This window comes from Streptomyces sp. MspMP-M5 (genome assembly GCF_000373585.1).
Lineage (GTDB): Bacteria > Actinomycetota > Actinomycetes > Streptomycetales > Streptomycetaceae > Streptomyces.
The window spans coordinates 529,865-556,360 of the sequence record NZ_KB891853.1 but is presented as its reverse complement, the minus strand read 5'-3'; the positions used below and the strand labels follow the sequence as shown (position 1 = coordinate 556,360).

Here is a 26,496-nt window from a genome sequence, read left to right as displayed (position 1 = left end):
AGACCGGGCGGTGCACTCCGCCCGGTACGACGGAAAACACGGGGGAAACAACGGGGGACCACGGGGGAACGGGGGAACGAGAGAGCCCCCGCCAGGTTTGACGGGGGACAGACCTGGCGGGAGCTCTCCTCGCGAACGTGGTTGATCTCAACCCGCGTTGCTGAGCTTATGGTAGGCGGAGGCCACCTTTGTGAGCCAGGCGACTTCCGCCGTGAAGTTGTCCGTATTCTGGTCCTCGAAGTCGGCGGCGTCCTTGTTGTCATCGGGCATGGTGCCGGTGCGCTTGGCGTCCAGCGCCTGCCTGATCTGGGACGCTTCGGCGAACGCCTGCCGGGACTCCGCACTCGCCCCCCGGCCCGCACCGTCCGCACCATGAGCCGTACGGTCGATATAGGGGCGCAAATCACGCCAACCGTCGCGGATTTCGATGACCCGCCGGTGAAGCCGGTAGTTGAGGTCGTTGAGCGCGGAGACCTTGGCCCCCGGCGGCTCCAGGACGATGTCCGGGGAAGACTCGTACAGGTCCCGCCAGAGCGGGTAGAGGGCCCGGTAGGAGCGGTAACTGCGCGCCCACTCCAGCAGTTTGCCGGCCGAGGGCCCCCACGAGGTGATCGTCAGGGCCAGCGAGAGGGTGGCGATGCCCACCGCGCTGAAGACGTTGGAGGCGAGCTGCCACACGCCGATGTCGATCCCGACCGCGGAGGTGAGGATGTTGACCGTCCTGGCCAGGCAGTAGAGGAAGAGCACCACCGCGGCGACTGAGAGCAGTTGGAGCGCGTGCCGCAGCTCGGGGTTGCCGGCCACCCGGGCGATGGGTCCGCACTGGCGGAAGATAGTGACGCACGGCACCGCCTGGGAGACGATGAAGGCCAGGAGGTAGGTGAGGACCAGCGGCTGACCGCTGCCGCTGTTGAAGTCCGAAGCCGGCCGGCCCGGGCCGCCGGCGATCAGGAACAGCGCGATCAGCAGCGCGTTGAGGCAGACGCCGGTGATCAGCCAGTAGCGGGTCCTGCGCACCGCGTTCTCGGCGGTGCTCGCCCAGCGCAGCAGGATGATCTGCGAGCTGACGCAGAAGGCGACCGCCGAGACGTGCATGACCAGGATGGCGAGGTTGCCGACGCCCAGGAAGCGGTCGCTCCCCATCGCGATGGCACCCATCGTGAAGGTGAGGCACTGCAGCAGCAGTGTGACCACCAGGGTGCGGTAGGCGTTGTCCCGCCAACTGCGCCTCACCTGGGCCAGTCGGTAGAGGAGCGCGGCATACGACGAGAGCGCCGCTATGACGAAGCAGAGGGTTCTAGTGGTGTTCACGGCCTGATTCCCCGCTGGTGCCGCGCACGCGGCGAACGGTCTAGTCGGTGTCGTCGCCCAAGGGAACCACGAGTCCGACTCCTTCGGCAGCCACCGCGATGGCACGATCGAAGAACGCCGCCTGGTCCTGGACGCTGTCGTGGGTCCGGCTGAAGACCTGGAACACCAGGAGCCCGATCAGATTGCTCCACAGCACGATGCCACGCTCGATGATGTCCGAGAACGGTGCCTCGGGCTGGCCACCGAAGATCTCCACGGCCGTCGGCAGGAGCACCGTGGGCCCGGGAAGCGGCCGCCGAGGCGGGGTGATCTCACCGGCCTGAAGCGCCGTGCGGATGATGTCGCCCAGCACCTCGGGGGTGCGCGAGGCGGGCGGCACCGTCTCCTGCGGGGCGTGGTAGCCAGGCACCGGCGACCCGTAGATCAGGGTGAATTCGGCGGTGTTGTCGAAGGACCACGTCCGCAACGCACGCGCTGCCGCGAGCAGTCGCGCACCCGGCGACGCACCGGTGTCCCTGGCGGCCTGGTCGGCGCGCTCCATCGCCGCACCGGACGTGTTGTAGGCATCGATGACCAACGCGGTCAGCAGGTCGTCCCGATGCGGGAAGACGGCTGCCACATCGGTGGCAGCAAGACCACTCTCGGTGGCGACGGCCTCCAGGGACAGCCCTCCGACGCCCAGTTTCACCAGGAGCTGGCGTGCGGCGGCCTTGATGGCCTCCGGCAGCTCCGTGTTCGTTTCGCCCGCGCTCGTTCCGGATACATCCATGGCCAAACCGTACCTGTCAGCCACCACGCGATCAGTGCCATCGATCAGCTCTCCGGCCATGCACTGTGCTCCGGCCACACCCGCTCCGTCTGGCCAACCTCATCCTGGCCATGCCACTGGGCGATGCCCGCCCCTGAGCTTGCTCCGTTTTGACGGACACGTTGGTTGTGTCGGTCAGGCCGCGAGGGCGGCTTCGTATGCGGCAGGGCTGCGGTAGCCGAGGCTGCTGTGCAGACGACGCGAGTCGTACCAACCCTCGATGAAGTCGAAGACCGCCGTTCGGGCGAGTGCCGGGCTGGGCCAGGCGTCCGTGCCGAGCAACTCCCGCTTGATCGTGGCGAAGAAGGATTCGGCGAGCGCAATGTCCCAGCACTGGCCGGTGCGGCCGACCGAGAGCCGGATTCCGAACTACGCGCTCAGTGCGGCGAATTCACGACTGATGTACTGGCAGCCGTCAACTTCCTTCACCTGAAAATGTGTTGTCGGTATCGCTTCCCGTCGCATCCCCCTCTGGGGGGCCAGGCCCCCACGCATTTCCCTTACGAACGTTGCAGACCCAGTGGGTGCGGGCACGTCCGGTACGCAGCTGTCTGGCGGAGCGAGCCGCGTAGGCCGGGTCCAGAGAATGGGCGTGGTCTTCTCAGCGGGACACTCGCACGCCTCCCACGTGTACTCCCGGCCGTCGGAGTCCAGATCGCGGATTGCTTCGTTCTGCCATACCCAGCTGTCGCCGTCGATGCCGCGGAACGGCTGACCCAAGTGCATTCGGTCGGCCGGATGTGCGAACGCGCAGACGCAGACCACTGCGTGAGACGCACGCCACACCTCCCCGGCGACCGAGCGCCGGGAGAGCCTGACCAAGAACTTCTCCCGGGTTCCTCCCAAACGATCTCCAGGAACGAGTCAGGGGCCTGATCCACTGAGTGGATCAGGCCCCTGACCTTTTGTTCCTTCAGTCGGGGTGGCGGGATTTGAACCCACGACCTCTTCGTCCCGAACGAAGCGCGCTGCCAAGCTGCGCTACACCCCGAAGCAACGAGCTCTACTTTAGCGGACTGATCCCCGTAGGTGAAATCCGCTTTCGGTCGGTGGTCGAAACGGCTCTGAGCTGGGGGTTCGTGGGGCGCGTTCGGTGGGGGTGGGGGCGAGGGAGGGTGGGCGGGGAGAGGTGAGTGACGGAGGTCACGCCAGGTGGGGCGTCTTGGGGAGTGGGTGTCAGTGGTGGGGGGTCAGGGTCAGGAGGGTGGCCTCTGGGGGGCAGGCGAAGCGGACCGGGGTGTAGCGGTTGGTGCCGCAGCCGGCGGAGACGTGGAGGTAGGAGGTGTGGCCGTCGGCGGTGTGGGTGGAGAGGCCCTTGGCGCGCTGGGTGTCGATGTCGCAGTTGGTGACGAGGGCGCCGTAGAAGGGGACGCAGAGCTGACCGCCGTGGGTGTGGCCGGCAAGGATCAGCGGGTAGCGGTCGGCGGTGAAGGCGTCCAGGGAGCGCAGGTACGGGGCGTGGACGACGGCCAGGGAGAGGTCGGCGTCCGGTTCGGGGCCGCCGGCGACCTCGGCGTAGCGGTCGCGCTTGATGTGCGGGTCGTCCAGGCCGGTCAGCGCGATGTCGGCGCCCTCCAGCTTGAGGTGGCCGCGGGTGTTGGAGAGGTTGAGCCAGCCGGCCGCGTCGAAGGCGTCGCGGAGGTCCTCCCACGGGTTGTGGACGGCGCCGACGACGGGGGCGTTGCCGTTCAGGCCGTGCCGGCCCTGGACCTTCTCCAGGAGGTAGCGGGCGGGGTTCCGCAGCCGGGGGCCGTAGTAGTCGTTGGAGCCGAAGACGTAGGCGCCGGGGAACTCCATCAGGGGGCCCAGGGCGTCGAGGACCTCGGGGACGCCGCCGGGGTCGGAGAGGTTGTCGCCGGTGTTGACGACGAAGTCGGGGCGGAGTCCGGCGAGCGACTGGAGCCAGCGCTGTTTCTTCCGCTGTCCGCCGACCATGTGGATGTCGGAGACCTGGAGGACGCGCAACGGCCGCATGCCGGGGGGCAGTACGGGCACGGTGACGCGTCGCAGACGGAAGGAGCGGACTTCGTAGCCGGCGGCGTAGGCCAGGCCGGCCGCGCCGACCGCGGCAAGGGACAGGGGAACTCCGTATCGCGCGCGCATGGGTCCATGGTTGCAGAGAGGGCGGGGGCCGGGGAGAGGTGATCTTGGTGGGGCGGGTGTGACCGCCGGTGTCGGGAGGGGCGTGGGTGGCGGGGCGCGCGGTGGGAAAAGGCGCGGCGGTTGTCGGTGGGTGGGGGCATACTCGACGCCATGACCACGCTCAAGGACAAGCTCAAGGACGACCTCACCACCGCGATCAAGGCGCGTGACGAGCTGCGTTCCGCCACCCTCCGTCTGACGCTGACCGCGATCAACAAGGAGGAGGTGGCGGGCAGCGCGGCGCGTGAGCTGTCCGACGGCGAGGTCGAGAAGATCATCGCGCGGGAGGCGAAGAAGCGCCGCGAGGCCGCCGAGGCGTTCGACAAGGGCGGCCGGGCCGAGCAGGCCGAGCGCGAGCGGGCCGAGGGCGAGGTGCTCGCCGGGTATCTGCCCAAGCCGCTGACGGACGACGAGCTGGAGTCGCTGGTCGCCGAGGCGGTGGCGGAGGCCGCCGGCGCCGGGGCCGAGGGCCCCAAGGCCATGGGCGCCGTCATGAAGATCGTCAACCCGAAGGTGGCGGGCCGGGCCGACGGCGGCCGGGTCGCCGCGACGGTGAAGAAGCTGCTGGCCGGCTGAGGCCGGGGGCGGCGGCCCGCCGGGTGCCGGCCGGTCGCCGCGGTGAAAACGCCGAAGGGGCGCCCCTCGCCGAGAGGGCGCCCCTCCTTCGTGCCGCGTTCGTGCCGTGTCCTCGCGCCGCGGCGGTGGTGGGCCGGACCGCGAAGGGCCGTGGCCCGGATCAGCCGTTCACCGGCCGGCCGCTCACCAGCCGCCGTTCCCGCCGCCGAGGAAGTCCGGGAAGCCGGGGATGTGCCAGCCGCCGCCGGGCTTGTTGTCGCCGCCGCCGGGCTCCGGCTTCGGCTTCGGGTTGGGCTGGGGCTTCGGCTTCCCCTGGTCACCGTTGCTCTTGGGGTCGTCGAGCGTGACGGCGGGCAGGTCCGGTGCCGGCCGGCCGGCCAGTGCGCCGGCCATCATGTCGCGCCAGATGGGGCCGGGGGTGTCGGCACCGTAGACCTTGTCGTGCGCGACGCCGCCGATGGTGATGTCGTACATCTGGCGCTGGTGCCGCGGGTCGCCGACCCAGACCGCGCCGGCCGCGTTCGGGGTGTAGCCGACGAACCAGGCGGCGTACCGGCTGTCCGTGGTGCCGGTCTTGCCGGCGCTGTCACGGCCCTTGAGGCCGGCCTGTTTGCCGGTGCCGTCCTCCACGACGCCCTTGAGGAGGGCGTTGACGGTGTCCGCGGTCTTCTTGGACATCGCGCCGTGGCAGTTGCTCTTGGGGACGTTGAGCGCCCGGCCCCGGTCGTCGGTGATCGACTCGATGGCGACGGGGGAGCAGTAGGTGCCCTCGTCGGCGAAGGTGGCGTAGGCCGCGGCCATGGTCAGCGGGGACATCTCCTGGCTGCCGAGCGCGATGGAGGGCCCTTGCCCCAGCGGATTGCCGTCCGCCCGCTGGAGTCCCATCTTCTTGGCCATCGTCACCACGGGGCAGATGCCGATGTCGCTGATCAGCTGCACGTAGTAGGTGTTGACCGACTTCGCGGTCGCCTCCTTCATGGCGTACGGGCCGACTTCCTTGGGGTCCTCGTTGGTGAGCGAGCCGCCGCCGTTCCACTCGCCGGTGCAGGTCTGGATCGGCGTGGGATACGCCATCCGGAACGGCGAGGAGTACTGCTGATACGGGCTGACGCCCTGCTCCAGCGCGGCCGCCGCCACGATCGGCTTGAACGTCGAGCCGGGCTGGTAGCCGGCGCCGCCGCCCATCCTGCGGTTGACCGAGAGGTTCATCTGGGTCTGGTGGGGGCCGAAGCCGTAGGGCCGGGACTGGCCCATGCCGAGGATCTTGCCGGTGCCGGGCTGGACGACGGCGCCGGCGCCGGCGACCGGGTCGTCCGCGTAGACATGCTTGCTCAGCGACGCCTGGACCGACTTCTGGGTCTGCCGGTCCAGGGTGGTGCGGATGGTCAGGCCGCCCTGCATCCAGCGCTTCGAGCGGACCTCGCGGGTCCTGCCGAACGTCGGGTCGTTGAGCAGCACTTCGCGGACGTAGTCGCAGAAGAAGCCGGCGCCGTCGGTGGCGGTGATGCAGCCGTTCTGCGGGCGGCTGACCTTCAGCTTGACGGGCTGGGCGGCGGCCGCCTCGGCCTGGGCGCGGGTGATGTCCTTGAGGTCGGCCATCCGCCGCAGGACGGTGTTGCGCCGGGCCGTCGCCGCCTGCGGGTGGTTGACCGGGTCGTAGCGGGTCGGGGACTGGACGATGCCGGCGAGCAGCGCCGCCTCCCCGACGTCGAGGTCCTTGGCGTGCTTGCTGAAGTAGCGCTGGGCGGCGGACTCGACGCCGTACGCCTGCTCCCCGAAGAACGTGATGTTGAGGTAGTTCTGGAGGATCTTGCGCTTGCCGAGCTTCTCCTCCAGTTTGATCGCGTACTTCAGCTCCTTGACCTTGCGGCCGAGGGTCTGCTGGGTGGCCTGCGCGACCTTGTCCGGGTCGTCGCCGGCCTCCTCGACGAAGACGTTCTTCACGTACTGCTGGGTCAGGGTGGACGCGCCCTGGGAGACGCCGCCGGACTGCGCGTTCTTGTTGACCGCGCGCAGGATGCCCTTCAGGTCGATGGCGCCGTGCGAGTAGAAGCGGGCGTCCTCGATGGCGACGATGGCCTGCTGGATGTACGGCGACATGTCCTTGAGGCCGACGACGGTGCGGTCGCGGGAGTAGACCGAGGCGATCTCGCCGCCGTCGGAGTCGAGGATGGTGGTGCGCTGGCTCAGCGGCGGGGTCTTGAGGTTCGCCGGGATGTCGTCGAAGGCCCCGACGGACGACTTGGCCGCGAGCCCGAGCGCTCCGGCGGCCGGAAGCGCGATACCGGCGAGGACGGCTCCGGCAAGGACGCTGACACCGAGGAACTTGGCGGCCTGCTGGGTCCTCGAACGACCCCCGCCCTCGCGCTTCTTAGGCATGGGGGAAGCCTACGTTCTCATTCGCCGGACAGGGGCGCACCTGTTCGTTTAGCCTGTTCCCATCCGTCGCAGCGGAACGGTTCTGCCTCGGTTCGTCAACCCCTACTCCCCGCGTGGGCGCTGTCCCACATGTCCGCTGTGCGCCAGAAATCCCTGGCCGTCGCGGCGAAGTGTCCCGCTTGGGAGGGAAGTGACGTATGTCGCACGGTCACTCCGTTGGGTGATCTGCCGCGTACGCATAGTCCGTTCGGGCCATTCAAGATTGGGCCCGAAGGGGGTGTTGCGCCCTGCCCGCCTTCCGTAACGTCCTCAACTGGCAACGGTGAATATGCCGTTTGCCGCCGTGGGGGAGCCTCGATTCGGGAGAGGACGGCGCCAGCATGGGCTGGGTAACCGACTGGAGTGCACAGGCAGCCTGCCGCACTACCGATCCGGATGAACTATTCGTGCAGGGGGCGGCGCAGAACCGCGCCAAGGCGGTGTGCACCGGGTGTCCGGTGCGCACGGAGTGCCTCGCCGACGCCCTGGACAACCGGGTGGAGTTCGGCGTGTGGGGCGGGATGACGGAACGCGAGCGGAGGGCGCTGCTGCGCCGCCGCCCGACGGTCACGTCATGGCGCCGGCTGTTGGAGACGGCGCGGACGGAATACGAGCGCAGCACGGGCCTGTTGCCGGTGGACTGCTCGGACGACGCCTTCGACGACGCGTACGCGGCGGTCGGATAGGCCCGCCCGGCGGGTGGATCCGTACGTCGTCGGCCGTCGTGCGTGGAACGCCGGTCCGGCGCAGGTCGGTCGTCGGCTCAGTCGCCGGCTCGGTCGTCGGCCGTGCCCGGGCACAGCGCCAGGCGGTCGCCGATCGCGCGCAGGCCCGCGAGGTCGTGGACGTCGCCGGGCAGCGCGGCGACCTCCGCCACCGGCACCTCCGGGTGCAGTGCGGTGAAGCGGTCGCGGGTGCGCCGTTCGCGCGCCAGGACCTGCATGCGTTCCGCGTGCAGGCGCAGGAGTCCGGCGGCGAGTTGCGCCGCCGGGGCAGAAGGGGATGCCGCATGCGCCGCGGCGGCGGGGGAGTGGCCGCCGGGGTTACGTGAGGCAGTCTTCCCGCCGGACAGATCCATAATGCCGTCCGTCCCAAGATTTTCCGTATTTTCCACGGAAGCCGAATCGGCCTCGTGGGACGGGGAGTTGGGGGCGTCGTCGTCCGGTGTGCGGGCGGGGAGGTCCTCCGTGAGCGCCTCCGCGGCGGCCAGCGCGCGCTCCGCGCTGAGCTGGGCCGCGCCGCTGCCGTGCACGCGGTTGAGCACCAGACCGGCCAGCGGCATCTGCTCGGCGGCCAGCCGCTCGACGAAGTACGCCGCCTCGCGCAGCGCGTCCCGCTCCGGCGCGGCGACCACGAGGAAGGCCGTGCCGGGCGCCTGGAGCAGGCGGTAGGTGGCGTCGGCGCGGGTGCGGAAACCGCCGAACATGGTGTCCATCGCGGCCACGAACGTCTGCACGTCGCGGAGGAGTTGGCCGCCCATCAGCTTGCTGAGGGTGCCGGTCATCATCGACATGCCGACGTTGAGGAACTTCATGCCGGCCCGGCCGCCGACCTTCGCCGGCGCCATCAGGACCCGGATGAACTTGCCGTCCAGGAAGGAGCCCAGCCGCTTGGGTGCGTCCAGGAAGTCCAGCGCGGAGCGACTGGGCGGGGTGTCCACGACGATCAAATCCCACTCGTCGCCGGCGCGGAGCTGGCCCAGCTTCTCCATCGCCATGTACTCCTGCGTACCGGCGAAACCGGCCGACAGGGACTGGTAGAACGGGTTCTCCAGGATGGCGCGGGCCCGCTCGGCGTCCGCGTGGCCCTCGACGATCTCGTCGAAGGTGCGCTTCATGTCCAGCATCATCGCGTGGAGTTCGCCGCCGGCGGTCTCGTCGACGCCCTTGACCCGGCGGGGGACGTTGTCGAGCTCGGAGATGCCCATCGACTGGGCCAGGCGGCGGGCCGGGTCGATCGTCAGCACCACGACCTTGCGGCCGCGCTCGGCGGCGCGCACCCCCAGCGCCGCGGCGGTGGTGGTCTTGCCCACGCCGCCCGAGCCGCAGCACACCACGATGCGGGTGCGCGGGTCGTCGAGCAGGGCGTCGACCTCCAGCCACGGGGCCGAGGCGTCCAGCGTCGGATGGTCGTCGGAGGTCATATGGGCCCCTGTTTCCGCAGGTCTCTGGCCAGGCCGTAGAGCCCGGCGAGGTCCACTCCCTCGGGGAGCAGCCCCAGCTCGTAGGTGGGCAGGCCGAGGGCGGTCAGCTCGGCGTGCTGGGCGCGCTCCAGCTCGACCCGCTCGGCGTGCTCGCGCGCCTGCTCCAGCAGGGGGTCGATCAGGCGCTCCGCGCCGCCGCCGCGGCGGGCGCCGCCCAGGCCGGCCTGGGAGAGGGCCTTGGCGATGCCGGTCCGGGCGCCGCGGGCGGCGACCTCCAGATCGCCGTTGTCCAGCAGGGCGGGGCGGGTCATGTTGATCACGACGCCGCCGACCGGGATGCCGGCCTCGCGCAGCTCGGCAATGCCGTCGGCGGTCTCCTGGACGGGCATCTCCTCCAGGAGCGTCACCAGGTGCACCGCCGTCTCGGGGGACTTCAGGACCCGCATCACGGCCTGTGCCTGATTGTGGATCGGGCCGATCTTGGCCAGGCCGGCGACCTCGTCGTTGACGTTCAGGAAGCGGGTGACGCGGCCGGTGGGCGGGGCGTCCATCACGACCGCGTCGTAGACGAACGCGCCGCTTCGGTCCTTGCGGCGGACGGCCTCGCACGCCTTGCCGGTCAGCAGGACGTCCCGCAGGCCGGGGGCGATGGTGGTGGCGAAGTCGATCGCGCCGAGCTTTTTCAGGGCGCGGCCGGCGGAGCCGAGTTTGTAGAACATCTGGAGGTAGTCCAGCAGGGCGCGCTCGGCGTCGATGGCCAGGGCGTGCACCTCGCCGCCCCCGGGGGCCACCGCGATCTTCCGCTCCTCGTAGGGGAGCGCTTCGGTCTCGAACAGCTGGGCAATGCCCTGCCGGCCCTCGACCTCGACCAGGAGGGTGCGTCGTCCCTCGGTGGCCAGGGCGAGGGCGAGGGCAGCGGCGACCGTGGTCTTGCCGGTGCCGCCCTTGCCGCTGACGACATGGAGCCTGCTCACGGCAAGGAGCCTAACCAGTCCGCGTCCGGCTCACGCACGGGATACGCCTGGGAGCACCCGGAGATCCGCCCGGGCACCGTCAGGGGAACGATCGGGGATGTGCCCTAGGGGTCGCGGCTCCGGAGGCCCCGGGACAGGCATTACGCTCGGCCCATGACCAAGTGGGAATACGCGACCGTGCCGCTCCTCGTGCACGCGACGAAGCAGATTCTGGACACCTGGGGCGAGGACGGCTGGGAGCTGGTCCAGGTCGTGCCGGGCCCGAACAACCCCGAGCAGCTGGTGGCCTACCTGAAGCGGGAGAAGGCGTGAGTGCCGTAGAGGACCGGATCGCGTCGCTCGGCCTGAAACTGCCGCAGGTCGTGCCGCCGCTGGCCTCCTACCAGCCCGCGGTGCGCTCCGGCTCGTACGTCTTCACCTCCGGCCAGCTGCCCATGGTGGACGGCGCGCTGCCGGCCACCGGCAAGGTCGGCGCCGAGGTCAGCCCCGAGCAGGCCAAGGAACTCGCCGCGACCTGCGCGCTCAACGCGCTGGCCGCCGTGAAGTCCGTCGTCGGCGACCTCGACAGGATCGTCCGGGTGGTGAAGGTCGTCGGCTTCGTCGCCTCCGCGCCCGACTTCACCGGCCAGCCGGGCGTAGTCAACGGTGCCAGCGAGCTGCTCGGCGAGATCCTGGGCGACAAGGGCGTGCACGCCCGCTCCGCGGTGGGCGTGGCGGTGCTGCCGATCGACGCCCCGGTCGAGGTCGAGATCCAGGTCGAGATCGCCGGCTGAACGGGCCGCGAAGGCCGGTGGACATGCGGTGCCCGCGTCCGGATCGGGCCCTCCTCTGCGGAGGGCCCCTCGAACATCCGCACGCGAGCGCATAGCATCCGGCCATGGCGTCGACGACGAACGGCCAGTGGTTCCCGCCGGACTGGCCGGCCCGCATCCGGGCCCTGACGAACGGCGAACTGACGCCGCCCGCCCCCCGGCGGGCCGCGACGGTCCTGCTGCTGCGGGACACCGACCACGGCGGCCCTGTCGTCCACATGCTGCGCAGACGCGCCTCCATGGCCTTCGCCGGAGGCGCGTACGCCTATCCGGGCGGTTCCGTCGATCCCCGTGACGAGCGCCCCGTGGGGTGGGCGGGCCCCTCGCGCGCCGCGTGGGCGGTGCGGCTGGGCGTCGACCCGTCCGCCGCGCAGGCCATCGTCTGCGCCGCGGTGCGCGAGACCTTCGAGGAATCCGGGGTGCTGCTGGCCGGCGACTCGGCCACCACGGTCGTCGCGGACACCACCGGCGACGACTGGGCCGCCGACCGCGCCGCGCTGGTCGCCCACGAGCTGTCCTTCGCCGACTTCCTGGCCCGCCGCGGCCTGGTGCTCCGCTCCGACCTGCTGGCCGCCTGGGCGCGCTGGATCACCCCGGAGTTCGAACCGCGCCGCTACGACACGTTCTTCTTCGTCGCCGCGCTCCCGGAGGGCCAGCGCACCCTCGACGTCTCCACGGAGGCGGACCGCACGGTGTGGATCCGCCCGGAGGAGGCCGCGGCCCGCTACGACCGCGGCGAGCTGCTGATGATGCCGCCGACGATCTCCACGCTGCGCGCCCTCCAGCCGTACGCAGGCGTCGCCGAGGCGCTCGCCGCCGCCGGGGCGCAGGACCTGACGCCGGTGCTGGCCCGCGCCCGCCTCGTGGACGGCGAGATCGTGCTGAGCTGGCCGGGGCACGACGAGTTCACCAAGCACATCGCGACGACGGACGACGGCCCCGCGGGGCCCTCGGGAGGACCTTCCGCATGACCGACGCAGCCGCTCTCCCCGGACAGCCCCGCGGTGGCGTCATCTCGGGACAGGCCACCCCCCGCGCGCACTGCGTCCTGGCCCCGAACCCGTCCGCGATGACGCTGGACGGCACCAACACCTGGATCGTCGCCGAGCCGGACTCCGGACTGGCCGTCGTCATCGACCCCGGACCGCTCGACGAGAGCCACCTCCGGGCCGTCGTCGACACCGCCGAACGGGCTGGTCACCGGGTCGCGTTGACGCTGCTCACCCACGGGCACCCGGACCACGCCGACGGCGCCGTCCGGTTCGCCGAGCTGACCGGCAGCCCCGTACGGGCGCTCGACCCGGCGCTGCGCCTGGGGGACGAGGGGCTCGGCGCGGGCGACGTCATCACCACCGGGGGCCTGGAGCTGCGGGTGGTGCCCACCCCGGGGCACACCGCGGACTCGCTCTGCTTCCATCTGCCCGCCGACCAGGCCGTCCTGACGGGCGACACGATCCTGGGGCGCGGCACGACCGTGGTCGCGCACCCCGACGGGCGGCTGGGCGACTACCTGGACTCCCTGCGCCGGTTGCGCTCGCTCACCGTGGACGACGGGGTCGCGACGGTCCTCCCCGGCCACGGGCCGGTGCTGAACGACGCCCAGGGGGCGGTGGAGTTCTATCTGGCGCACCGGGCGCACCGGCTCGCCCAGGTGGAGACCGCGGTGGAGGCCGGCCACCGGAGCGCCGCCGAGGTCGTGGCGAACGTGTACGCGGACGTCGACCGCTCCCTGTGGCCGGCGGCCGAACTGTCGGTGCGGGCCCAGCTGGAGTACCTGGGCGAGCACGGGCTGATCTAGGGCCGGGGCCTGTCGTCGGGGCCCGGCCTGCTGTTCGGCGCGTTCGGCGCGTTCGGCTGTGGGTCCGGTGGGTCTACTGAGTCCGATGGGTCCGGTGGATTCGATGGGGCCGGTGGGGCCGTCTGTGGGAGTGCGCGTGCCGGCGTGCCAGGGCGCGGCCTCAGCGTCGGCCCCGGGGGCCTGCGGGTGTGTCAGTCCCCTTGTGGCGGGAGGGCCTTCGCCCCGTGGACGGCGAGGTATTCGTCGGCCAGCCAGGGCGCGAGGCCGGTCAGCAGGTCATCGAGGAGACCGGGATACGCGGCGGGGTCGCGGGCGGCGCGGGCCGCGGCGCGCATCTGCTCGGCGTGCGCCGGGTAGTAGTGCCCGAATACCGCGGCGGACTCGGCGAGATCGCTGGTCCAGCCGTTCCAGCGCGGCATGACGAGGGTGAATCCGGTGCGCACGAGGTGCCGGGTGACCCCACGGGTGAGCCGGGCGCGCTCCTCGGGGGCGGTGGCCGCGGCGGCCCGCTCGCGCATGCCGGGCAGCCGGCGGTGGAGATCGCCGTTGGTCTCCCGGGCGAGGAGCGAGGTGGGCCGGTAACGGGGCAGCGCCGCGGTCACGTCCGGCCCGCTGAGCGGTGTGCACAGGCAGGCCACGAACCACGCGCCGTCGTACCGCTCCGCCTCGCCGAGCAGCCGGTCCTCGCTGATCAGCAGGATGCCGGCGCCGTCGATCTGCGGGAAGGCGGCGTCCAGCTCCGCCTCGACGGCGCGGGCGGCGGCCCGGTCGGCGTCGGCGGGCCCGTCGCCCCGTAGGACGAGCAGGGCGTCGAGGTCGGAGACCCCGGGGACGGCGGTGCCGCGCGGGATGCTGCCGTAGAGGTAGGCGCTGAGCACCCTGCCGGGCGGGAAGTGGCCGGTCAGCCGGTCGGTCAGCCCCGCGACGACGGGCGCGAACGGCGCGGGCACCCGCTCCAGGGAGCCTTCCCGTACGAAACATCCGTCCTGGTCGAGGCCCTTGCCTCCGGATTCACCGCCGCTCGTCATGGCGCCCACTATGGGGCGCCGTAGCGGCGGGCCGCGAGCCGATTACCGGCGGTCGGCCGACGTGTCCCGGATACCCCGGATACCCCAAGGGCCCCGCCGGAGCAGGGCCCTTGGGATGGTCGCGGTGGTCGCGACGGACGCGGGGGTCAGCGCGAGCGCTTGGCCAGCCGTTCGACGTCCAGCAGGATCACGGCGCGCGCCTCCAGGCGCAGCCAGCCGCGGCCCGCGAAGTCCGCGAGGGCCTTGTTGACGGTCTCGCGGGAGGCGCCGACCAGCTGGGCCAGCTCCTCCTGGGTGAGGTCGTGCACCACGTGGATGCCTTCCTCGGACTGCACGCCGAAGCGGCGCGAGAGGTCCAGGAGGGCGCGCGCCACACGGCCCGGTACGTCCGAGAAGACCAGGTCGGACATCTGGTCGTTGGTCTTGCGCAGCCGGCGGGCGACCGCGCGCAGCAGGGCGGTGGCCACCTCGGGGCGGGCGTTCAGCCAGGGCTGGAGGTCGCCGTGGCCCAGGCCGAGCAGCTTGACCTCGGTGAGCGCGGTGGCCGTGGCCGTACGCGGTCCGGGGTCGAAGAGGGACAGTTCGCCGATGAGCTCGCCGGGACCGAGGACGGCCAGCATGTTCTCGCGGCCGTCGGGGGAGGTGCGGTGAAGCTTCACCTTGCCTTCGGTGACCACGTACAGGCGGTCGCCCGGGTCCCCTTCGTGGAACAGGGCGTCGCCGCGGGCGAGCGTGACCTCTCCCATCGAGGCGCGAAGCTCGGCCGCCTGCTCGTCGTCGAGCGCCGCGAAGAGCGGGGCGCGCCGCAGAACGTCGTCCACGAGTTCTCTCCTTGTCGACATGCTCCGGAGGACTGTGGTCCCCATCATGCCGGAATGCAAAACAGTGCGATCAATCACAAGTTTGCCGGACCCGTGGCCCAAGCCATACGGCAGGGGTCCGATTGGGGTCACGAATCCTGGTGATCGGGTCGGATGTCAGTGGGTGGCCTTAGTCTGGCCGAGTGTCCAATACGCCGGTGAGAGCAGAGGACTGGGGGCCGACAGAGTGAGCGCACAGCGCGATTCCGCTGTGGGCGAACAGCCGCCCGCACGCGCCTCGAATACCGACAAAAGTAACAAATCGTCCCCTGGGGTGACGACCGGGCGGCAGCCGACGGCGCCCGCGTCCGGCGCGTCGCACTCCGAGGCGAAGGAGGCGGCCGTGAAGGAGACCCCCGCGAAGCCGGCGGTACAGAAGACCGTGGCCAAGAAGGCGGCGAAGAAGACGACTGCGGCGAAGAAGACAGTGGCGGCGAAGGAGACGGCGGCGAAGAAGACCCCCGCCAGGGCTGCCGCCACCAAGGCCGCCACCACCAAGGCCACCGCCGCGAAGACCGCTGTCCAGAAGGCCGCCGCCCGTAAGCCCGAGTCCCGGGTCGCGATGGTGCGCCGGGCCCGGCGGATCAACCGCGAGCTCGCCGAGCTGTATCCGTACGCTCACCCCGAGCTGGACTTCACCAACCCCTTCGAGCTGCTGGTCGCCACGGTCCTCTCCGCCCAGACCACCGACCTGCGGGTCAACCAGACCACCCCCCGCCTCTTCGCGGTCTGCCCCACGCCCGAGGACATGGCCGCCATGCCCCCGGAGCAGCTGGAGGAGCTGATCCGCCCCACCGGTTTCTTCCGCGCCAAGGCGAAGTCCCTGATCGGCCTGTCCACCGCGCTGCGCGACCGCTTCGGCGGCGAGGTGCCGGGCCGCCTGGAAGACCTGGTCACCCTCCCCGGCGTCGGCCGCAAGACCGCCAATGTGGTGCTGGGCAATGCCTTCGGTGTCCCCGGCATCACCGTGGACACCCACTTCGGGCGGCTGGCCCGCCGCTTCGGTTGGACGACCGCGCAGGACGCCGAGAAGGTCGAGGCCGACGTCGCCGAGATCTTCCCGAAGAGCGAGTGGACGATGCTCTCGCACCGCGTGGTCTTCCACGGCCGCCGCGTCTGCCACTCCCGCAAGCCCGCCTGCGGCGCCTGCCCGATCGCCCCGCTGTGCCCCTCGTACGGCGAGGGCGAGACCGACCCGGAGAAGGCGAAGAAGTTGCTCAAGTACGAGCTGGGCGGTCAGCCCGGGCAGCGTCTGAAGCCGCCGGCCGACTATCCGGGGCGGCCCGCGCCGCCGCTGGCGGCCTCGTAGGGCCGCGAGGGCCCGTCCGGTCTGATCGCCGGACGGGCCCCGGGGCGCGCAGGACTCCAGGGGGACCGACCATCGACGTAAGCCTCAAGGGGGCGCGGATGACGAGTGCACGGGAGCAGTACGGCGAGACGACGGACACCCGCTCGGCGGCGGCCGGGCGGGAGGCCGCGGTGACGAGCGAGGGCCTGCCCGAGTGGCTGGGCCCGGTGGCCCGTGCGGCCGCCACGGTGGAGCCGCGCCAGCTCAGCCGCTTTCTGCCGCCGGAGCACGGCGGCCGGCAGTCCGCCGTACTGATCCTCTTCGGGCACGGCGCCCGAGGGCCCGAGCTGCTCCTGATGGAGCGCGCCGGCACCCTGCGCTCGCACGCCGGCCAGCCCTCCTTCCCCGGTGGCTCGCTCGATCCGCAGGACGGCGATCCGGAGGGGCCGGGTCCGGTCCGCGCGGCGCTGCGCGAGGCCCAGGAGGAGACCGGACTGGATCCCTCCGGCGTCCAGGTCTTCGGGGTGCTGCCGCGGCTCTACATCCCCGTCAGCGGTTTCGTCGTGACGCCCGTGCTGGGGTGGTGGCGGGTGCCGAGCCCGGTGGGCGCGGTGGATCAGGGGGAGACCGCCCGGGTCTTCACCGTCCCGGTGGCGGATCTCACGGACCCCGCGCACCGGGTCACCACGCGTCACCCCAGCGGCCACGTGGGCCCCGCCTTCCTCGTCGAGGACGCGCTGGTCTGGGGTTTCACCGCCGGAGTGATCGACCGGATCCTGCACTACGCGGGCTGGGAGATCCCATGGGACCGCGACAAGCAGGTCCCGCTCGACTGGCGCTCGTGAGACGGTGTCCGGCGTGAACGTCCTGGACATCCTGCTGCTGGTCGCGGCCGTGTGGTTCGCGATCGTCGGTTACCGGCAAGGCTTCCTCGTCGGCATCCTGTCCGTGATCGGCTTCCTCGGGGGAGGTCTGATCGCGGTCTATGTACTGCCGGTGATCTGGAACGGGGTCACCGACGATGCCAAACCGGGCACCTTCGCGGTGATCGCGGCGGTCGCCATCGTGATCGTCTGCGCCTCGGTGGGCCAGGCACTCACCACCCACCTCGGCAACAAACTCCGCCGCCACATCACCTGGACCCCGGCGCGGGCGCTGGACGCGACCGGCGGGGCGCTGGTCAACGTCCTGGCGATGCTGGTGGTCGCCTGGCTGATCGGCGCCGCCCTGGCGCAGACGTCCCTGCCGACGTTCAGCAAGGAGGTCCGCAACTCCAAGGTGCTGCTCGGGGTGTCCGAGATCATGCCGCAGGAGGCCAACACCTGGTTCAAGGACTTCTTCGCGGTGCTGGCGCAGAACGGCTTCCCGCAGGTCTTCACGCCGTTCGCCAACGAACCGATCAAGCCGGTCCGCCCGCCGGACCCGGCGCTGGCCGACAGCCCGGTCGCCGCGGAAGCCCGGCGCAGCATCGTCAAGATCGTCGGACGGGCGCCCAGCTGCGGCAAGATCCTCGAGGGCACCGGCTTCGTCTTCGCGCCGCACCGGGTGATGACCAACGCCCATGTCGTCGGCGGCGTCAGCGACCCCACCGTCCAGGTGGGCGGCCAGGGGCTCCCGGTGGACGCCAAGGTCGTGCTCTACGACTGGCAGCGCGACATCGCGGTGCTGGACGTCCCGCAACTGCGCGCCCCGGTGCTGAAGTTCGCCCCGAAGGACGCCGTCAGCGGCAAGAGCGCCATCGTCGCCGGCTTCCCGGAGAACGGCGGCTACGACGTCCGCCCGGCCCGGGTCCGCGGCCGCATCCAGGCGGACGGCGCGGACATCTACCAGCGGGGCACCGTCGGCCGCGACGTCTACTCGCTCTTCGCCACGGTCCGCGAGGGCAACTCCGGCGGCCCGCTGCTCACCCCTCAGGGCGAGGTCTACGGCGTGGTCTTCGCCAAGTCGCGGGACGACGCCCACACCGGCTACGCGCTGACGGCGGACGAGGTGCGCACGGACGCCGTCCGGGGGCGGGCCGCGAGCCGGCAGGTCGACACCCAGGGGTGCGCGATCTGAGGCCGGGTGCGGGGCCGCGCACCGATCCGCTGTGGACGGGACGCGGCCCGGCGGCCGGGCGCCGGGAGCGCGCGGGGTCAGCTGCGGGAATGCCGCAGCCGGGCGCTCATCCAGCGCGCTCTGCGGCGCAGGATGCGGGGGATGCCCATCGGGTGCGCCGGGTCGGTGGAGCCACCGGATCCGAGATCCGAGGCGCCCCTGTCCTGCGTCCCCACTGCAGCGGCACTGCTGCGGCGGTTGCGTGCCACGTCACGGTGGTCGTGCGTCCAGCCCATACCCTCGACTCTGCCCGTGGCCCAAGGTCCGTAACCGCCTGGGAGAGGGCCAATTGGCCTATGCGGGAGGCAATTGGCTGTTCGGTAGACGGATGTTCGCATGGCGCGGTGGGGCGGGCCGGTGACCGTGTGGGGAGGGCGCGGGACCGGTGGCGCGGGGCCGGCGGGGCAGGGGTGTCAGCGGTCCGGTTCCGGGTCCTTGAGCCAGTTACTGTGCCTGCCCGGGGGCGACCCCCGGACCCCCGGCCGAGGTGTGTTCGTCGCTCAGCGGTCCGGTTCCGGGTCCTTGAGCCAGTTACTGTGCCTGCCCGGGGGCGACCCCCGGACCCCCGGCCGAGGTGCGTTCGCCGCTCAGCGGTCCGGTTCCGGGTCCTTGAGCCAGTTGATCAGCTCGGTGGAGAAGGCCGCGGGGTCCTCCTCGTGCGGCCAGTGGCCCAGGCCGTCGAAGAGCCGCCAGCGGTAGGGGGCCTCGACGTACTCGCCGGAGCCGGCGGCGCTGCGGGTGCGCATCACCGGGTCCAGTGAGCCGTGCAGATGCAGGGTGGGGACCCGTACGGGCTTCTTCATCCGGCGGTTGAACTGGAGGCCGTCGGGGCGGGCCATCGAGCGCACCATCCAGCGGTACGGTTCGATCGAGCAGTGCGCCGTCGACGGGATGGCCATCGCCCGCCGGTAGATCTCGACGGTCTCGTCCTCGGGGAGCCGGGGCCCGGACCAGTCGCGGATCATGCGGCCCACCAGCTCCGCGTCGTCCGCGGTGAGCCGGCGCTCCGGCAGCCAGGGCCGCTGGAAGCTCCAGACGTGCGAGCTGCGGCGGCCGTCGGCGAGCATCGCGGCCCGCCAGCGCCGCGGGTGCGGCATCGAGGAGACCGCGAGCCGGCGCACCAGCTTGGGCCGCATCGCCGCCGCCGTCCAGGCGAGATAGCCGCCCAGATCGTGCCCGACCAGTGCGGCGTCCGCCTCGCCCAGGGAGCGGATGACGCCGGTGATGTCCAGGGCGAGGTTGGCGGGGTCGTAGCCACGCGGGGTGCGGTCGCTGCCGCCGACCCCGCGCAGGTCCATGGCGACGGCGCGGAAGCCGGCGTCGGCCAGTGCGGGCAGTTGGTGCCGCCAGGTCCACCAGAACTGCGGGAAGCCGTGCAGCAGCAGCACGAGGGGCCCGTCGCCCAGCTCGGCGATGTGGAAGCGCGCGCCGTTGGCCGCGACGTCCCGGTGCGTGAGCTCTTGCCCGCCCGGGAGAGCGAGCCGCACGACCGAGGCGGTGCTGTCAGGGGCTGTCATACCGACGAGCGTGTCACAGACTCCAGGACCGGGTGGTCAGCCGCGGTCGACCGCGGGTGCGGCTTGGCCTTCTGGAGCACCGCGGCGGTCTGCTTGGCGGAGGCGATCGACTTCTCCGGCTTCTTGATCTTCTTCATCTTGGCCACCGCGATCAGGATCAGCAGCGCGGCGACGACCAGGAAGGCGCCGCCCACGATCAGGAAGGACCAGGCCAGCCCGAGGCCGAGGTTGTGGATGCCGTAGGCCGCCGCGAAACTCAGCACCGGCAGCGCGAACAGTGCCAGTACGCCCGCTACGAGGAACGCGGCACTGCCGATGCCCGCCCGCTTGGCGTCCTGCCGGAGTTCCGCCTTGGCCAGTGCGATCTCGTCGTGCACCAGCGCGGACATCTCGGCGGTCGCCGTGGCCACCAGCTGCCCGAGGCTGCGGTCCGCACCGTCGTCGGCTGAACTCATCGCCGTCTCCCTCTTCTCTTCGCCTGGATGCAAAGCCTCTCAGATCATGCCGGACCATCGTCCCCGGACCGGGCCCCGGCGGCCATTTCGGCCAGCCGGCGGTGTTCCGCGGCCTTCGCCTCGTGGATCGCGGCCATCCGCAGGTGGTACTCGGGCCGGTCCTGTTCGTAGACGTCGGGGATGCCGTCCTGGTCCTCGTCGCGCTCCTCCTCGTCGCACAGGCGCCGGTACTTGTTGTTGCGGACCTTCAGGAGGATGCCGGCGAAGACGGCGGCGAGCAGCGAGCCGATCAGCACCGCGGCCTTGATCTCGTCGGTCAGGACCGGGTCGCCGGCGAAGGCCAGTTCACCGATCAGCAGCGAGACGGTGAAGCCGATGCCGGCCAGGGCGGCGACGCCGAAGACGTCCGGCCACTTCAGGTCGGGGTTGAGCTGGGCCCTGGTGAAGCGGGCGGTGCACCAGGTGCCGCCGAAGATGCCCACCGCCTTGCCGACTATCAGGCCGAGGACGACGCCGAGCGTCTCCGGCCGGGTGAAGACGTCGCGGACCGCGCCGCCGGATATGGACACGCCCGCGGAGAAGAGCGCGAACAGCGGCACCGCCAGCCCCGCCGACAGCGGCCGGACCAGGTGCTCGATGTGCTCGCCGGGGGACTGCCGCTCGCCGTCGCGGCGGTGGCAGCGCAGCATCAGGCCCATCGCGACGCCGGCGATGGTGGCGTGCACTCCGCTGTTCTCCATCAGGGCCCAGATCACCACGCCGAGCGGGACGTAGACGTACCAGCCGCGGACGCCGAGGCGCAGCAGGACGTAGAAGAGCACCAGGCCGGCGACGGCCAGGCCGAGGGCGAGGAAGTTCAGCTTCGAGGTGAAGAAGACCGCGATGATCAGGATCGCGAAGAGGTCGTCGACGACGGCGAGGGTGAGCAGGAAGGCGCGCAGCGCGGACGGCAGGGAGGTGCCGATGACCGCGAGGACGGCGAGGGCGAAGGCGATGTCGGTGGCGGTGGGGACCGCCCAGCCGCCGAGCGAGCCGCCGCCGGCGGCGTTGACGGCGAAGTAGACGAGGGCGGGGGTCGCCATACCGCAGATCGCGGCGATCACCGGGAGGGCGGCGGCCTTGGGGTCGCGGAGTTCGCCGGCGACCAGTTCGCGCTTGAGCTCGATGCCGGCGACGAAGAAGAAGACCGCGAGCAGGCCGTTGGCGGCCCAGTGCTGGAGGGAGAGGTCCAGGCCGAGCGAGGCCGGGCCGAGGTGCAGGCCGCGGACCGCCTCGTAGCTGCCGCCGAGCGTGTTGGCCCAGATCAGGGCGGCGATGGCGGCGACGAGGAGGAGCACCCCGCCGACGGTTTCGGTGCGCAGTGCGTCGGCGATGAAGTTCCGCTCCGGCAGCGGCATCCGGCCGAGGAATATGGAACGGCGGTTGCTGGGCGCAGTCACGCGATGACCTCCGGCAGCTGAGAACGGCTTTAGCAGTTGCCGACCAGACTTCCCGGCGCACCCAGAGTTTCTTGGCGTCTTGTTGACGTCCCCTTAACCCTAACGGGTGGGTGCAAGCGGTTGATGCGTGGGCATTACTTTACGGGCATTTCGGGCGGCGGGCCGCCGGAGGAGGCGCCGGCGCAGGTGCCCGGGCATGCCGGAGGGGGCACCCGGCCGCGATGGCCCGGTGCCCCCTCCGTTCCGTGCGCGGGGCGGGGCCCGCCGCCGTCGCGGCAGGCCCCACCCGGTGCCTCAGTCCTCGCTCGGCGCGCTCGGCAGCTTCGACTGGATCAGCTCCATGACGGAGGAGTCGGTGAGCGTGGTGACGTCCCCGAGGGTGCGGTTCTCCGCGACGTCGCGCAGCAGGCGCCGCATGATCTTGCCGGAGCGGGTCTTGGGCAGCTCCGCGACCGGCAGGATCCGCTTGGGCTTGGCGATCGGGCCGAGCTGCTGGGCGACATGGGCGCGCAGCTCGTCGACGAGGCCCCCCTCCGCCTCGGCGGATGATGTCGCCGTCGCGGCGGCGCCGCCGCGCAGGATGACGAAGGCGCAGATGGCCTGGGTCGTCTGCGGGTCGGTGGCGCCCACCACCGCGGCCTCGGCCACCTTCGGGTGGGAGACCAGCGCGGACTCCACCTCGGTGGTGGAGATGTTGTGGCCGGAGACCAGCATCACGTCGTCCACCCGGCCCAGCAGCCAGATGTCGCCGTCCTCGTCCTTCTTCGCGCCGTCGCCGGCGAAGTAGGTGCCCTCGAAACGGGACCAGTAGGTGTCCAGGTAGCGCTGGTCGTCGCCCCAGATGGTGCGCAGCATCGCCGGCCAGGGCTCGGTCAGGACGAGATAGCCGCCACCGCCGTCGGGCACCTCGTGGGCCTCGTCGTCCACCACCGTGGCCGAGATGCCGGGCAGCGGGCGCTGCGCCGAGCCGGGCTTGGTCTCCGTCACGCCCGGCAGCGGGGTCAGCATCATCGCGCCGGTCTCGGTCTGCCACCAGGTGTCGACGATCGGTGCCTTGTCCGCCCCGATGTGCTTGCGGTACCAGATCCACGCCTCGGGGTTGATCGGCTCGCCCACCGACCCCAGCAGGCGCAGCGACGACAGGTCGAACTTCGCCGGGATGTCCTCGCCCCACTTCATGCAGGCCCGGATCGCCGTCGGCGCGGTGTACAGGATCGTCACGCCGTACTTCTGGACGATCTCCCACCAGCGGCCCTGGTGCGGGGTGTCCGGGGTGCCTTCGTAGAGCACCTCGGTGGCGCCGTTGGAGAGCGGGCCGTAGGTGATGTACGAGTGGCCCGTCACCCAGCCGACGTCGGCGGTGCACCAGAAGACGTCCGTCTCCGGCTTCAGGTCGAAGACCGCGTGGTGGGTGTACGAGACCTGGGTGAGATAGCCGCCGGTGGTGTGCAGGATGCCCTTGGGCTTACCCGTCGTCCCGGAGGTGTAGAGGATGAACAGCGGGTGCTCGGCGTCGAACGCCTCGGGGGTGTGCTGCTCGCTCTGCCGCTCGACGACGTCGTGCCACCACACGTCGCGGCCCTCGGTCCAGCCGACCTCCTGGCCGGTGCGGCGGACGACCAGCACGCTGCGGACGTGCTCCGTGCCGGGCTTCGTCAGCGCCTCGTCCACCGCCGGCTTGAGGGCGGAGGGCTTGCCGCGGCGGTAGCCGCCGTCGGCGGTGATGACCACGCGGGCGTCGGCGTCGTCGATCCGCGTCGCCAGCGCGTCCGCGGAGAAGCCGCCGAAGACGACGGAGTGCGGCGCGCCCAGCCGGGCGCAGGCCAGCATGGAGATCACCGCCTCCGGGATCATCGGCAGATAGATGGCGACCCGGTCGCCGGCCCGGACGCCCAGCTCCGTCAGGGCGTTGGCGGCCTTCGACACCTCGCGCTGGAGCTCGGCGTAGGTGATCGCGCGGCTGTCGCCCGGCTCGCCCTCGAAGTGGATCGCGACGCGGTCGCCGAGGCCGTTCTCCACGTGGCGGTCCACGCAGTTGTAGGCGACGTTGAGCTTGCCGTCGGCGAACCACTTCGCGAACGGCGGATTGGACCAGTCGAGGGTCTCGGTGGGCTCGGTCTCCCAGGTCAGGCGTTTGGCCTGCGCGGCCCAGAAGCCCAGCCGGTCCGCCGCGGCCTCTTCGTACGCGGCGGCCGTGACGTTGGCGTTCGCGGCCAGCTCGGCGGGCGGCGCGAACCGCCGCTCCTCCTTCAAGAGGTTGGCCAGGCTCTCGTTGCTCACGACATCTCCCATTCCCAGGGCGTGCGATGTGTCCCCGGGCCATAGCTCATCAGCCCGCGGCCGACCCTGACAAGGGCTGTGGACAACTATTGGTGTAGACCTGTCCGAATCCCGTCGCCGGTACCGCTGTTCGGGTGCTGCCGCGCAGGTCAGACGCCGACTGCCGGGACGTCGGCGCGCACCGCGCGGAACCGTCCGCTGCGCTCGTCCAGCAGGTACGCCTGTGCCTCGGCCACGTGGAAGTACATGCCGTGCAGGGTGAGCGTGCCCTCGGCCGTGCGGCGGGCGACGCACGGGTGTGCCCGCAGGTGGTCGAGCTGCTGCCGGACGTTGACGAGCGCCAGCCGCTCCTGGTCGTCGGCCACCGGCCGCTCGGCGAAGGCGACTTCGCCCCTGCCCAGCCGCCCGATCCGGGCCATCCGGGCCAGGCTCGGGCGGCCGTGCCGCAGCCAGCGGGCGAGCGGGGTGGCCTCGTCGGACGGCGGCGGGGAGCCGGCCGCGTCGAGCAGTGCCGCCATGGCGCCGCAGCCCGAGTGCCCGCAGACGGTGATGGACTCCACCCGCAGCACCTCCACCGCGTACTCGACCGCGGCGGCCACGGAGTCGCAGGAGGCGTCCGAGCCGGGCGGCGGCATCAGATTGCCGACGTTGCGCACGGTGAACAGGTCGCCCGGCCCACTCGACGTGATCATGCTCGTCACCAGCCGGGAGTCGGCGCAGGTCAGGAAGAGCTGGGTGGGACGCTGGCCCTCCCGTGCCAGCCGGGCCAGCTCCTCGCGCACCAACGGGGCGGTGTACCGCTGGAACGCGCTGACGCCGCCCAGGAGTTGGCCGCCGCTCCGGTGGCCGGCCGTGCGGTCCGCGGCAGGACGGGTGCAGTGGTGGTTGCGCCACGGCGTCCACGGCCGGCAGGAGTGCGCACTGACCGGCTCGGCGAGCGGCCGGCCCGAGCGGCCCCCGAGGGCCACCGATCCTCCGGCCGCCCGATGGGTGGCCGCCCAGGACTGCAGCGCCTCGTAGGCGGCGTGGTCCATGAACGACCCGCACAGCTCCACGACGGCGTCGGTGGCCGGCGGGACCTGCGCCAGGTGCCGGGTCAGCCGCGGCACCGCCAGGAAGGTCAACTGCCCGCTGACGCACACTCGATGGCGGCCGGACTCCTCCGTCACCTGGATACGGGTGTGGGTCAGCCGCCGCAACGCCAGGAAGATCCCGACCGCGATGCCCGTCAGGACGCCCGGCAGCACCCCGAAGAGCACCACGGCGCCCGACGTGGCCGCGTACACCGGGAACTCGCGGTGCCGCTGCACATGCCGCAGGTGCGCGAAGCTGACCATCCGGACGCCGACGACCATCACCAGGGCGGCCAGCGCGGCCAGCGGGATCAGCTCCAGCACCCCGGCCAGCAGACCCGCGCAGAGCAGCACCCAGACGCCGTGCAGCACGGTCGCCCGGCGGGTGACCGCACCGGCCCGCACATTGGCCGAACCGCGGATCGCCCCGCCGGAGACCGGCAGGCCGCCCAGAAGGCCGGAGACGACGTTGGCCAGGCCCTGACCGGCCAGTTCGCGGTTGAGCTGCGGCCGCCCCGGGGGAGTGCCGGGGCGCTCGGCGGCCAGCCGGTCCACGGCCACCGCGGACAGCAGCGACTCCATACTGGCGACGAGGGTGACCGTCAGCACCGCCGTGGCGAGGGCCGCCAGCGAGGCGTCGGGCAGCACGGGCGGCTCCGGCAGGCGCCAGGAGGGCAGCTCGACGCGCGGCACCGCCGTCCCCGCACTGACCGCCGTCGCCGCCAGCACCGCGGCCAGCGGGGCCGGCAGCAGCCGCGCCAGGCGCCCGGCGCGCCCCGGCAGCCGCGGCCAGCCGACCAGGACGGCGACCGTGACGGCCCCGATCAGCAGCGCGGTGGTGTGCGGGTGCGCCAGCTGGCCGGGCAGCGCGGCGGCGTTTTCGACGGCCGAGCTGTCGGGACGGCCGCCGAGCACCACATGGAGCTGCCCGATGGCGATGGTGACGCCGATGCCGGCGAGCATGCCGTGCACGATCGCGGGGCTGACGGCGAGCGCCGCGCGCGCCACCCGCAGCGCCCCGAGGGCGAGTTGGGCGAGTCCGGCCAGGACCGTGATCAGGCAGGTGGCGCGCCAGCCGTAGCGCTGGACGAGGTCGGCGGTGACCACCAGGAGGCCGGTGGCGGCGCCGGTCACCTGGAGCGGCGCGCCGCCCAGCAGCCCGGCGACGATCCCGCCGACGGCCGAGGCGACCAGCCCGGACTGGAGCGGGGCGCCGGTGGCCAGGGCGATGCCCAGGGACAGCGGCACGGCCAGCAGGAAGAGCACGGCCGAGGCGGCGAGGTCCCCCCGCCAGGCCGCGCCGGCTGCCTCAAGCGGTGCGGCCGCGGGGGGCGGCGCGGGCTCGGGCGGCAGCCCGGTCGGCGGCTGCGGCGACTTCTGGATCTGCGACATTCCCGTCTCCTCCGGGGCGGCGCGGTCGGCGTCGGAAAGCGACCGCGGGGCGGCGGTGTACTGCGGCGGGAGCGAGCCGGCCGGC

At 71.9% G+C, this 26,496-nt stretch carries 24 protein-coding genes and 1 tRNA gene; 9 read left to right on the top strand and 16 right to left on the bottom strand.

The annotated features are described in order from the left end of the window. Nucleotides 1-147: 147 nt before the first annotated feature. The 5 genes from B073_RS0102610 to B073_RS0102590 form a co-directional block, all read right to left on the bottom strand. Nucleotides 148-1,311 (bottom strand): MAB_1171c family putative transporter, encoded by a 1,164-nt coding sequence (locus tag B073_RS0102610; RefSeq protein WP_018536534.1) that lies wholly within the window; start codon nt 1,309-1,311, stop codon nt 148-150. A 40-nt stretch (nt 1,312-1,351) separates the two neighbouring features. Next, nucleotides 1,352-2,140 (bottom strand): TetR/AcrR family transcriptional regulator, encoded by a 789-nt coding sequence (locus B073_RS0102605; RefSeq protein WP_037810657.1) that lies wholly within the window; start codon nt 2,138-2,140, stop codon nt 1,352-1,354. 114 nt (nt 2,141-2,254) lie between these two features. Next, a complete protein-coding gene (locus tag B073_RS43230) occupies nt 2,255-2,443 on the bottom strand; it encodes an integrase core domain-containing protein (RefSeq protein WP_234024985.1) in 189 nt (62 codons plus the stop codon). 593 nt (nt 2,444-3,036) lie between these two features. Beyond that, nucleotides 3,037-3,110 (bottom strand) — tRNA-Pro (locus B073_RS0102595). A gap of 185 nt (nt 3,111-3,295) precedes the next feature. Further along, entirely contained in the window at nt 3,296-4,222 is a 927-nt protein-coding gene (locus B073_RS0102590) for a metallophosphoesterase (RefSeq protein ID WP_018536531.1), read from the bottom strand. 150 nt (nt 4,223-4,372) lie between these two features. Here B073_RS0102590 and B073_RS0102585 point away from each other — a divergent pair, with 150 nt between their 5' ends. Then, the gene (locus B073_RS0102585) at nt 4,373-4,837 is read left to right on the top strand and encodes a GatB/YqeY domain-containing protein (RefSeq protein ID WP_018536530.1); all 465 of its coding nucleotides are present in this window, start codon (nt 4,373-4,375) and stop codon (nt 4,835-4,837) included. A 183-nt stretch (nt 4,838-5,020) separates the two neighbouring features. Here the strand turns inward: B073_RS0102585 and B073_RS0102580 are convergent, their stop codons facing one another. Further along, nucleotides 5,021-7,216, bottom strand: a complete 2,196-nt coding sequence (locus tag B073_RS0102580) for a transglycosylase domain-containing protein (RefSeq protein ID WP_018536529.1) — start codon at nt 7,214-7,216, stop codon at nt 5,021-5,023. Nucleotides 7,217-7,596: 380 nt separating this feature from the next. On the opposite strand from B073_RS0102580, the gene B073_RS0102575 reads away from it, so the two are divergent. Beyond that, the gene (locus B073_RS0102575; RefSeq protein WP_026246983.1) at nt 7,597-7,941 is read left to right on the top strand and encodes a WhiB family transcriptional regulator; all 345 of its coding nucleotides are present in this window, start codon (nt 7,597-7,599) and stop codon (nt 7,939-7,941) included. A 77-nt stretch (nt 7,942-8,018) separates the two neighbouring features. Here the strand turns inward: B073_RS0102575 and B073_RS0102570 are convergent, their stop codons facing one another. Further along, a complete protein-coding gene (locus B073_RS0102570) occupies nt 8,019-9,398 on the bottom strand; it encodes an ArsA family ATPase (RefSeq protein WP_018536527.1) in 1,380 nt (459 codons plus the stop codon). Then, nucleotides 9,395-10,372, bottom strand: coding sequence for an ArsA family ATPase (locus B073_RS0102565; protein ID WP_018536526.1), 978 nt, complete (start codon nt 10,370-10,372; stop codon nt 9,395-9,397). The genes B073_RS0102570 and B073_RS0102565 overlap by 4 nt, the downstream gene beginning before the upstream one ends. Before the next feature lie 153 nt (nt 10,373-10,525). Between B073_RS0102565 and B073_RS45120 the strand changes: the two genes are divergently transcribed. From B073_RS45120 to B073_RS0102545, 4 genes are all read left to right on the top strand, one after another. Further along, a complete protein-coding gene (locus B073_RS45120; protein WP_003967454.1) occupies nt 10,526-10,684 on the top strand; it encodes a DUF4177 domain-containing protein in 159 nt (52 codons plus the stop codon). Next, nucleotides 10,681-11,145: a RidA family protein gene (locus B073_RS0102555; RefSeq protein WP_018536525.1), complete on the top strand. Its 465-nt coding sequence runs from the start codon at nt 10,681-10,683 to the stop codon at nt 11,143-11,145. The genes B073_RS45120 and B073_RS0102555 overlap by 4 nt, the downstream gene beginning before the upstream one ends. A 104-nt stretch (nt 11,146-11,249) precedes the next feature. After that, nucleotides 11,250-12,155, top strand: coding sequence for an NUDIX hydrolase (locus B073_RS0102550; protein WP_018536524.1), 906 nt, complete (start codon nt 11,250-11,252; stop codon nt 12,153-12,155). Then, a complete protein-coding gene (locus B073_RS0102545) occupies nt 12,152-12,982 on the top strand; it encodes an MBL fold metallo-hydrolase (protein ID WP_018536523.1) in 831 nt (276 codons plus the stop codon). The genes B073_RS0102550 and B073_RS0102545 overlap by 4 nt, the downstream gene beginning before the upstream one ends. Before the next feature lie 191 nt (nt 12,983-13,173). Here the strand turns inward: B073_RS0102545 and B073_RS0102540 are convergent, their stop codons facing one another. Beyond that, nucleotides 13,174-14,010 carry a nucleotidyltransferase domain-containing protein gene (locus B073_RS0102540; protein WP_018536522.1) on the bottom strand — a complete coding sequence of 279 codons (837 nt, stop codon included), beginning with the start codon at nt 14,008-14,010 and terminating at the stop codon, nt 13,174-13,176. Nucleotides 14,011-14,156: 146 nt separating this feature from the next. Beyond that, nucleotides 14,157-14,831, bottom strand: coding sequence for a Crp/Fnr family transcriptional regulator (locus B073_RS0102535; protein WP_003981529.1), 675 nt, complete (start codon nt 14,829-14,831; stop codon nt 14,157-14,159). 382 nt (nt 14,832-15,213) lie between these two features. Here B073_RS0102535 and nth point away from each other — a divergent pair, with 382 nt between their 5' ends. The 3 genes from nth to B073_RS0102520 all read left to right on the top strand — a co-directional run bounded on the left by nth (nt 15,214) and on the right by B073_RS0102520 (nt 18,216). After that, nucleotides 15,214-16,179 (top strand): endonuclease III, encoded by a 966-nt coding sequence (gene nth / locus B073_RS0102530; protein ID WP_026246982.1) that lies wholly within the window; start codon nt 15,214-15,216, stop codon nt 16,177-16,179. Nucleotides 16,180-16,277: 98 nt separating this feature from the next. Continuing rightward, complete coding sequence (locus B073_RS0102525) at nt 16,278-17,003, top strand: NUDIX hydrolase (protein WP_018536519.1); 726 nt, start codon at nt 16,278-16,280, stop codon at nt 17,001-17,003. Nucleotides 17,004-17,016: 13 nt separating this feature from the next. Further along, nucleotides 17,017-18,216, top strand: coding sequence for a MarP family serine protease (locus B073_RS0102520; RefSeq protein WP_018536518.1), 1,200 nt, complete (start codon nt 17,017-17,019; stop codon nt 18,214-18,216). Nucleotides 18,217-18,293: 77 nt separating this feature from the next. Here the strand turns inward: B073_RS0102520 and B073_RS47505 are convergent, their stop codons facing one another. From B073_RS47505 to B073_RS0102495, 6 genes are all read right to left on the bottom strand, one after another. Further along, nucleotides 18,294-18,491 carry a hypothetical protein gene (locus B073_RS47505; protein ID WP_078507859.1) on the bottom strand — a complete coding sequence of 66 codons (198 nt, stop codon included), beginning with the start codon at nt 18,489-18,491 and terminating at the stop codon, nt 18,294-18,296. Between the two features lie 351 nt (nt 18,492-18,842). Beyond that, nucleotides 18,843-19,772 (bottom strand): alpha/beta fold hydrolase, encoded by a 930-nt coding sequence (locus B073_RS0102515; RefSeq protein WP_018536517.1) that lies wholly within the window; start codon nt 19,770-19,772, stop codon nt 18,843-18,845. Then, nucleotides 19,769-20,227: a phage holin family protein gene (locus B073_RS0102510; RefSeq protein WP_018536516.1), complete on the bottom strand. Its 459-nt coding sequence runs from the start codon at nt 20,225-20,227 to the stop codon at nt 19,769-19,771. The genes B073_RS0102515 and B073_RS0102510 overlap by 4 nt, the downstream gene beginning before the upstream one ends. 44 nt (nt 20,228-20,271) lie before the next feature. After that, entirely contained in the window at nt 20,272-21,624 is a 1,353-nt protein-coding gene (gene nhaA, locus B073_RS0102505; RefSeq protein WP_234024984.1) for a Na+/H+ antiporter NhaA, read from the bottom strand. A 336-nt stretch (nt 21,625-21,960) separates the two neighbouring features. Further along, the gene (acs, locus tag B073_RS0102500) at nt 21,961-23,946 is read right to left on the bottom strand and encodes an acetate--CoA ligase (RefSeq protein WP_026246981.1); all 1,986 of its coding nucleotides are present in this window, start codon (nt 23,944-23,946) and stop codon (nt 21,961-21,963) included. A gap of 149 nt (nt 23,947-24,095) precedes the next feature. Next, complete coding sequence (locus B073_RS0102495; protein ID WP_018536513.1) at nt 24,096-26,411, bottom strand: SulP family inorganic anion transporter; 2,316 nt, start codon at nt 26,409-26,411, stop codon at nt 24,096-24,098. Between the last annotated feature and the right edge of the window lie 85 nt (nt 26,412-26,496).

Excerpts from the sequence above, each read along its gene's own strand:
- B073_RS0102605 (WP_037810657.1), bottom strand. The coding sequence starts at position 2,140 with ATGGCCGGAGAGCTGATCGATGGCACTGATCGCGTGGTGGCTGACAGG.
- B073_RS0102590 (WP_018536531.1), bottom strand. The coding sequence starts at position 4,222 with ATGCGCGCGCGATACGGAGTTCCCCTGTCCCTTGCCGCGGTCGGCGCG.
- B073_RS0102585 (WP_018536530.1), top strand. The coding sequence starts at position 4,373 with ATGACCACGCTCAAGGACAAGCTCAAGGACGACCTCACCACCGCGATC.
- B073_RS0102580 (WP_018536529.1), bottom strand. The coding sequence starts at position 7,216 with ATGCCTAAGAAGCGCGAGGGCGGGGGTCGTTCGAGGACCCAGCAGGCC.
- B073_RS0102575 (WP_026246983.1), top strand. The coding sequence starts at position 7,597 with ATGGGCTGGGTAACCGACTGGAGTGCACAGGCAGCCTGCCGCACTACC.
- B073_RS0102570 (WP_018536527.1), bottom strand. The coding sequence starts at position 9,398 with ATGACCTCCGACGACCATCCGACGCTGGACGCCTCGGCCCCGTGGCTG.
- B073_RS45120 (WP_003967454.1), top strand. The coding sequence starts at position 10,526 with ATGACCAAGTGGGAATACGCGACCGTGCCGCTCCTCGTGCACGCGACG.
- B073_RS0102550 (WP_018536524.1), top strand. The coding sequence starts at position 11,250 with ATGGCGTCGACGACGAACGGCCAGTGGTTCCCGCCGGACTGGCCGGCC.
- B073_RS0102545 (WP_018536523.1), top strand. The coding sequence starts at position 12,152 with ATGACCGACGCAGCCGCTCTCCCCGGACAGCCCCGCGGTGGCGTCATC.
- B073_RS0102540 (WP_018536522.1), bottom strand. The coding sequence starts at position 14,010 with ATGACGAGCGGCGGTGAATCCGGAGGCAAGGGCCTCGACCAGGACGGA.
- B073_RS0102525 (WP_018536519.1), top strand. The coding sequence starts at position 16,278 with ATGACGAGTGCACGGGAGCAGTACGGCGAGACGACGGACACCCGCTCG.
- B073_RS47505 (WP_078507859.1), bottom strand. The coding sequence starts at position 18,491 with ATGGGCTGGACGCACGACCACCGTGACGTGGCACGCAACCGCCGCAGC.
- B073_RS0102515 (WP_018536517.1), bottom strand. The coding sequence starts at position 19,772 with ATGACAGCCCCTGACAGCACCGCCTCGGTCGTGCGGCTCGCTCTCCCG.
- B073_RS0102510 (WP_018536516.1), bottom strand. The coding sequence starts at position 20,227 with ATGAGTTCAGCCGACGACGGTGCGGACCGCAGCCTCGGGCAGCTGGTG.
- nhaA (WP_234024984.1), bottom strand. The coding sequence starts at position 21,624 with ATGCCGCTGCCGGAGCGGAACTTCATCGCCGACGCACTGCGCACCGAA.
- B073_RS0102495 (WP_018536513.1), bottom strand. The coding sequence starts at position 26,411 with ATGTCGCAGATCCAGAAGTCGCCGCAGCCGCCGACCGGGCTGCCGCCC.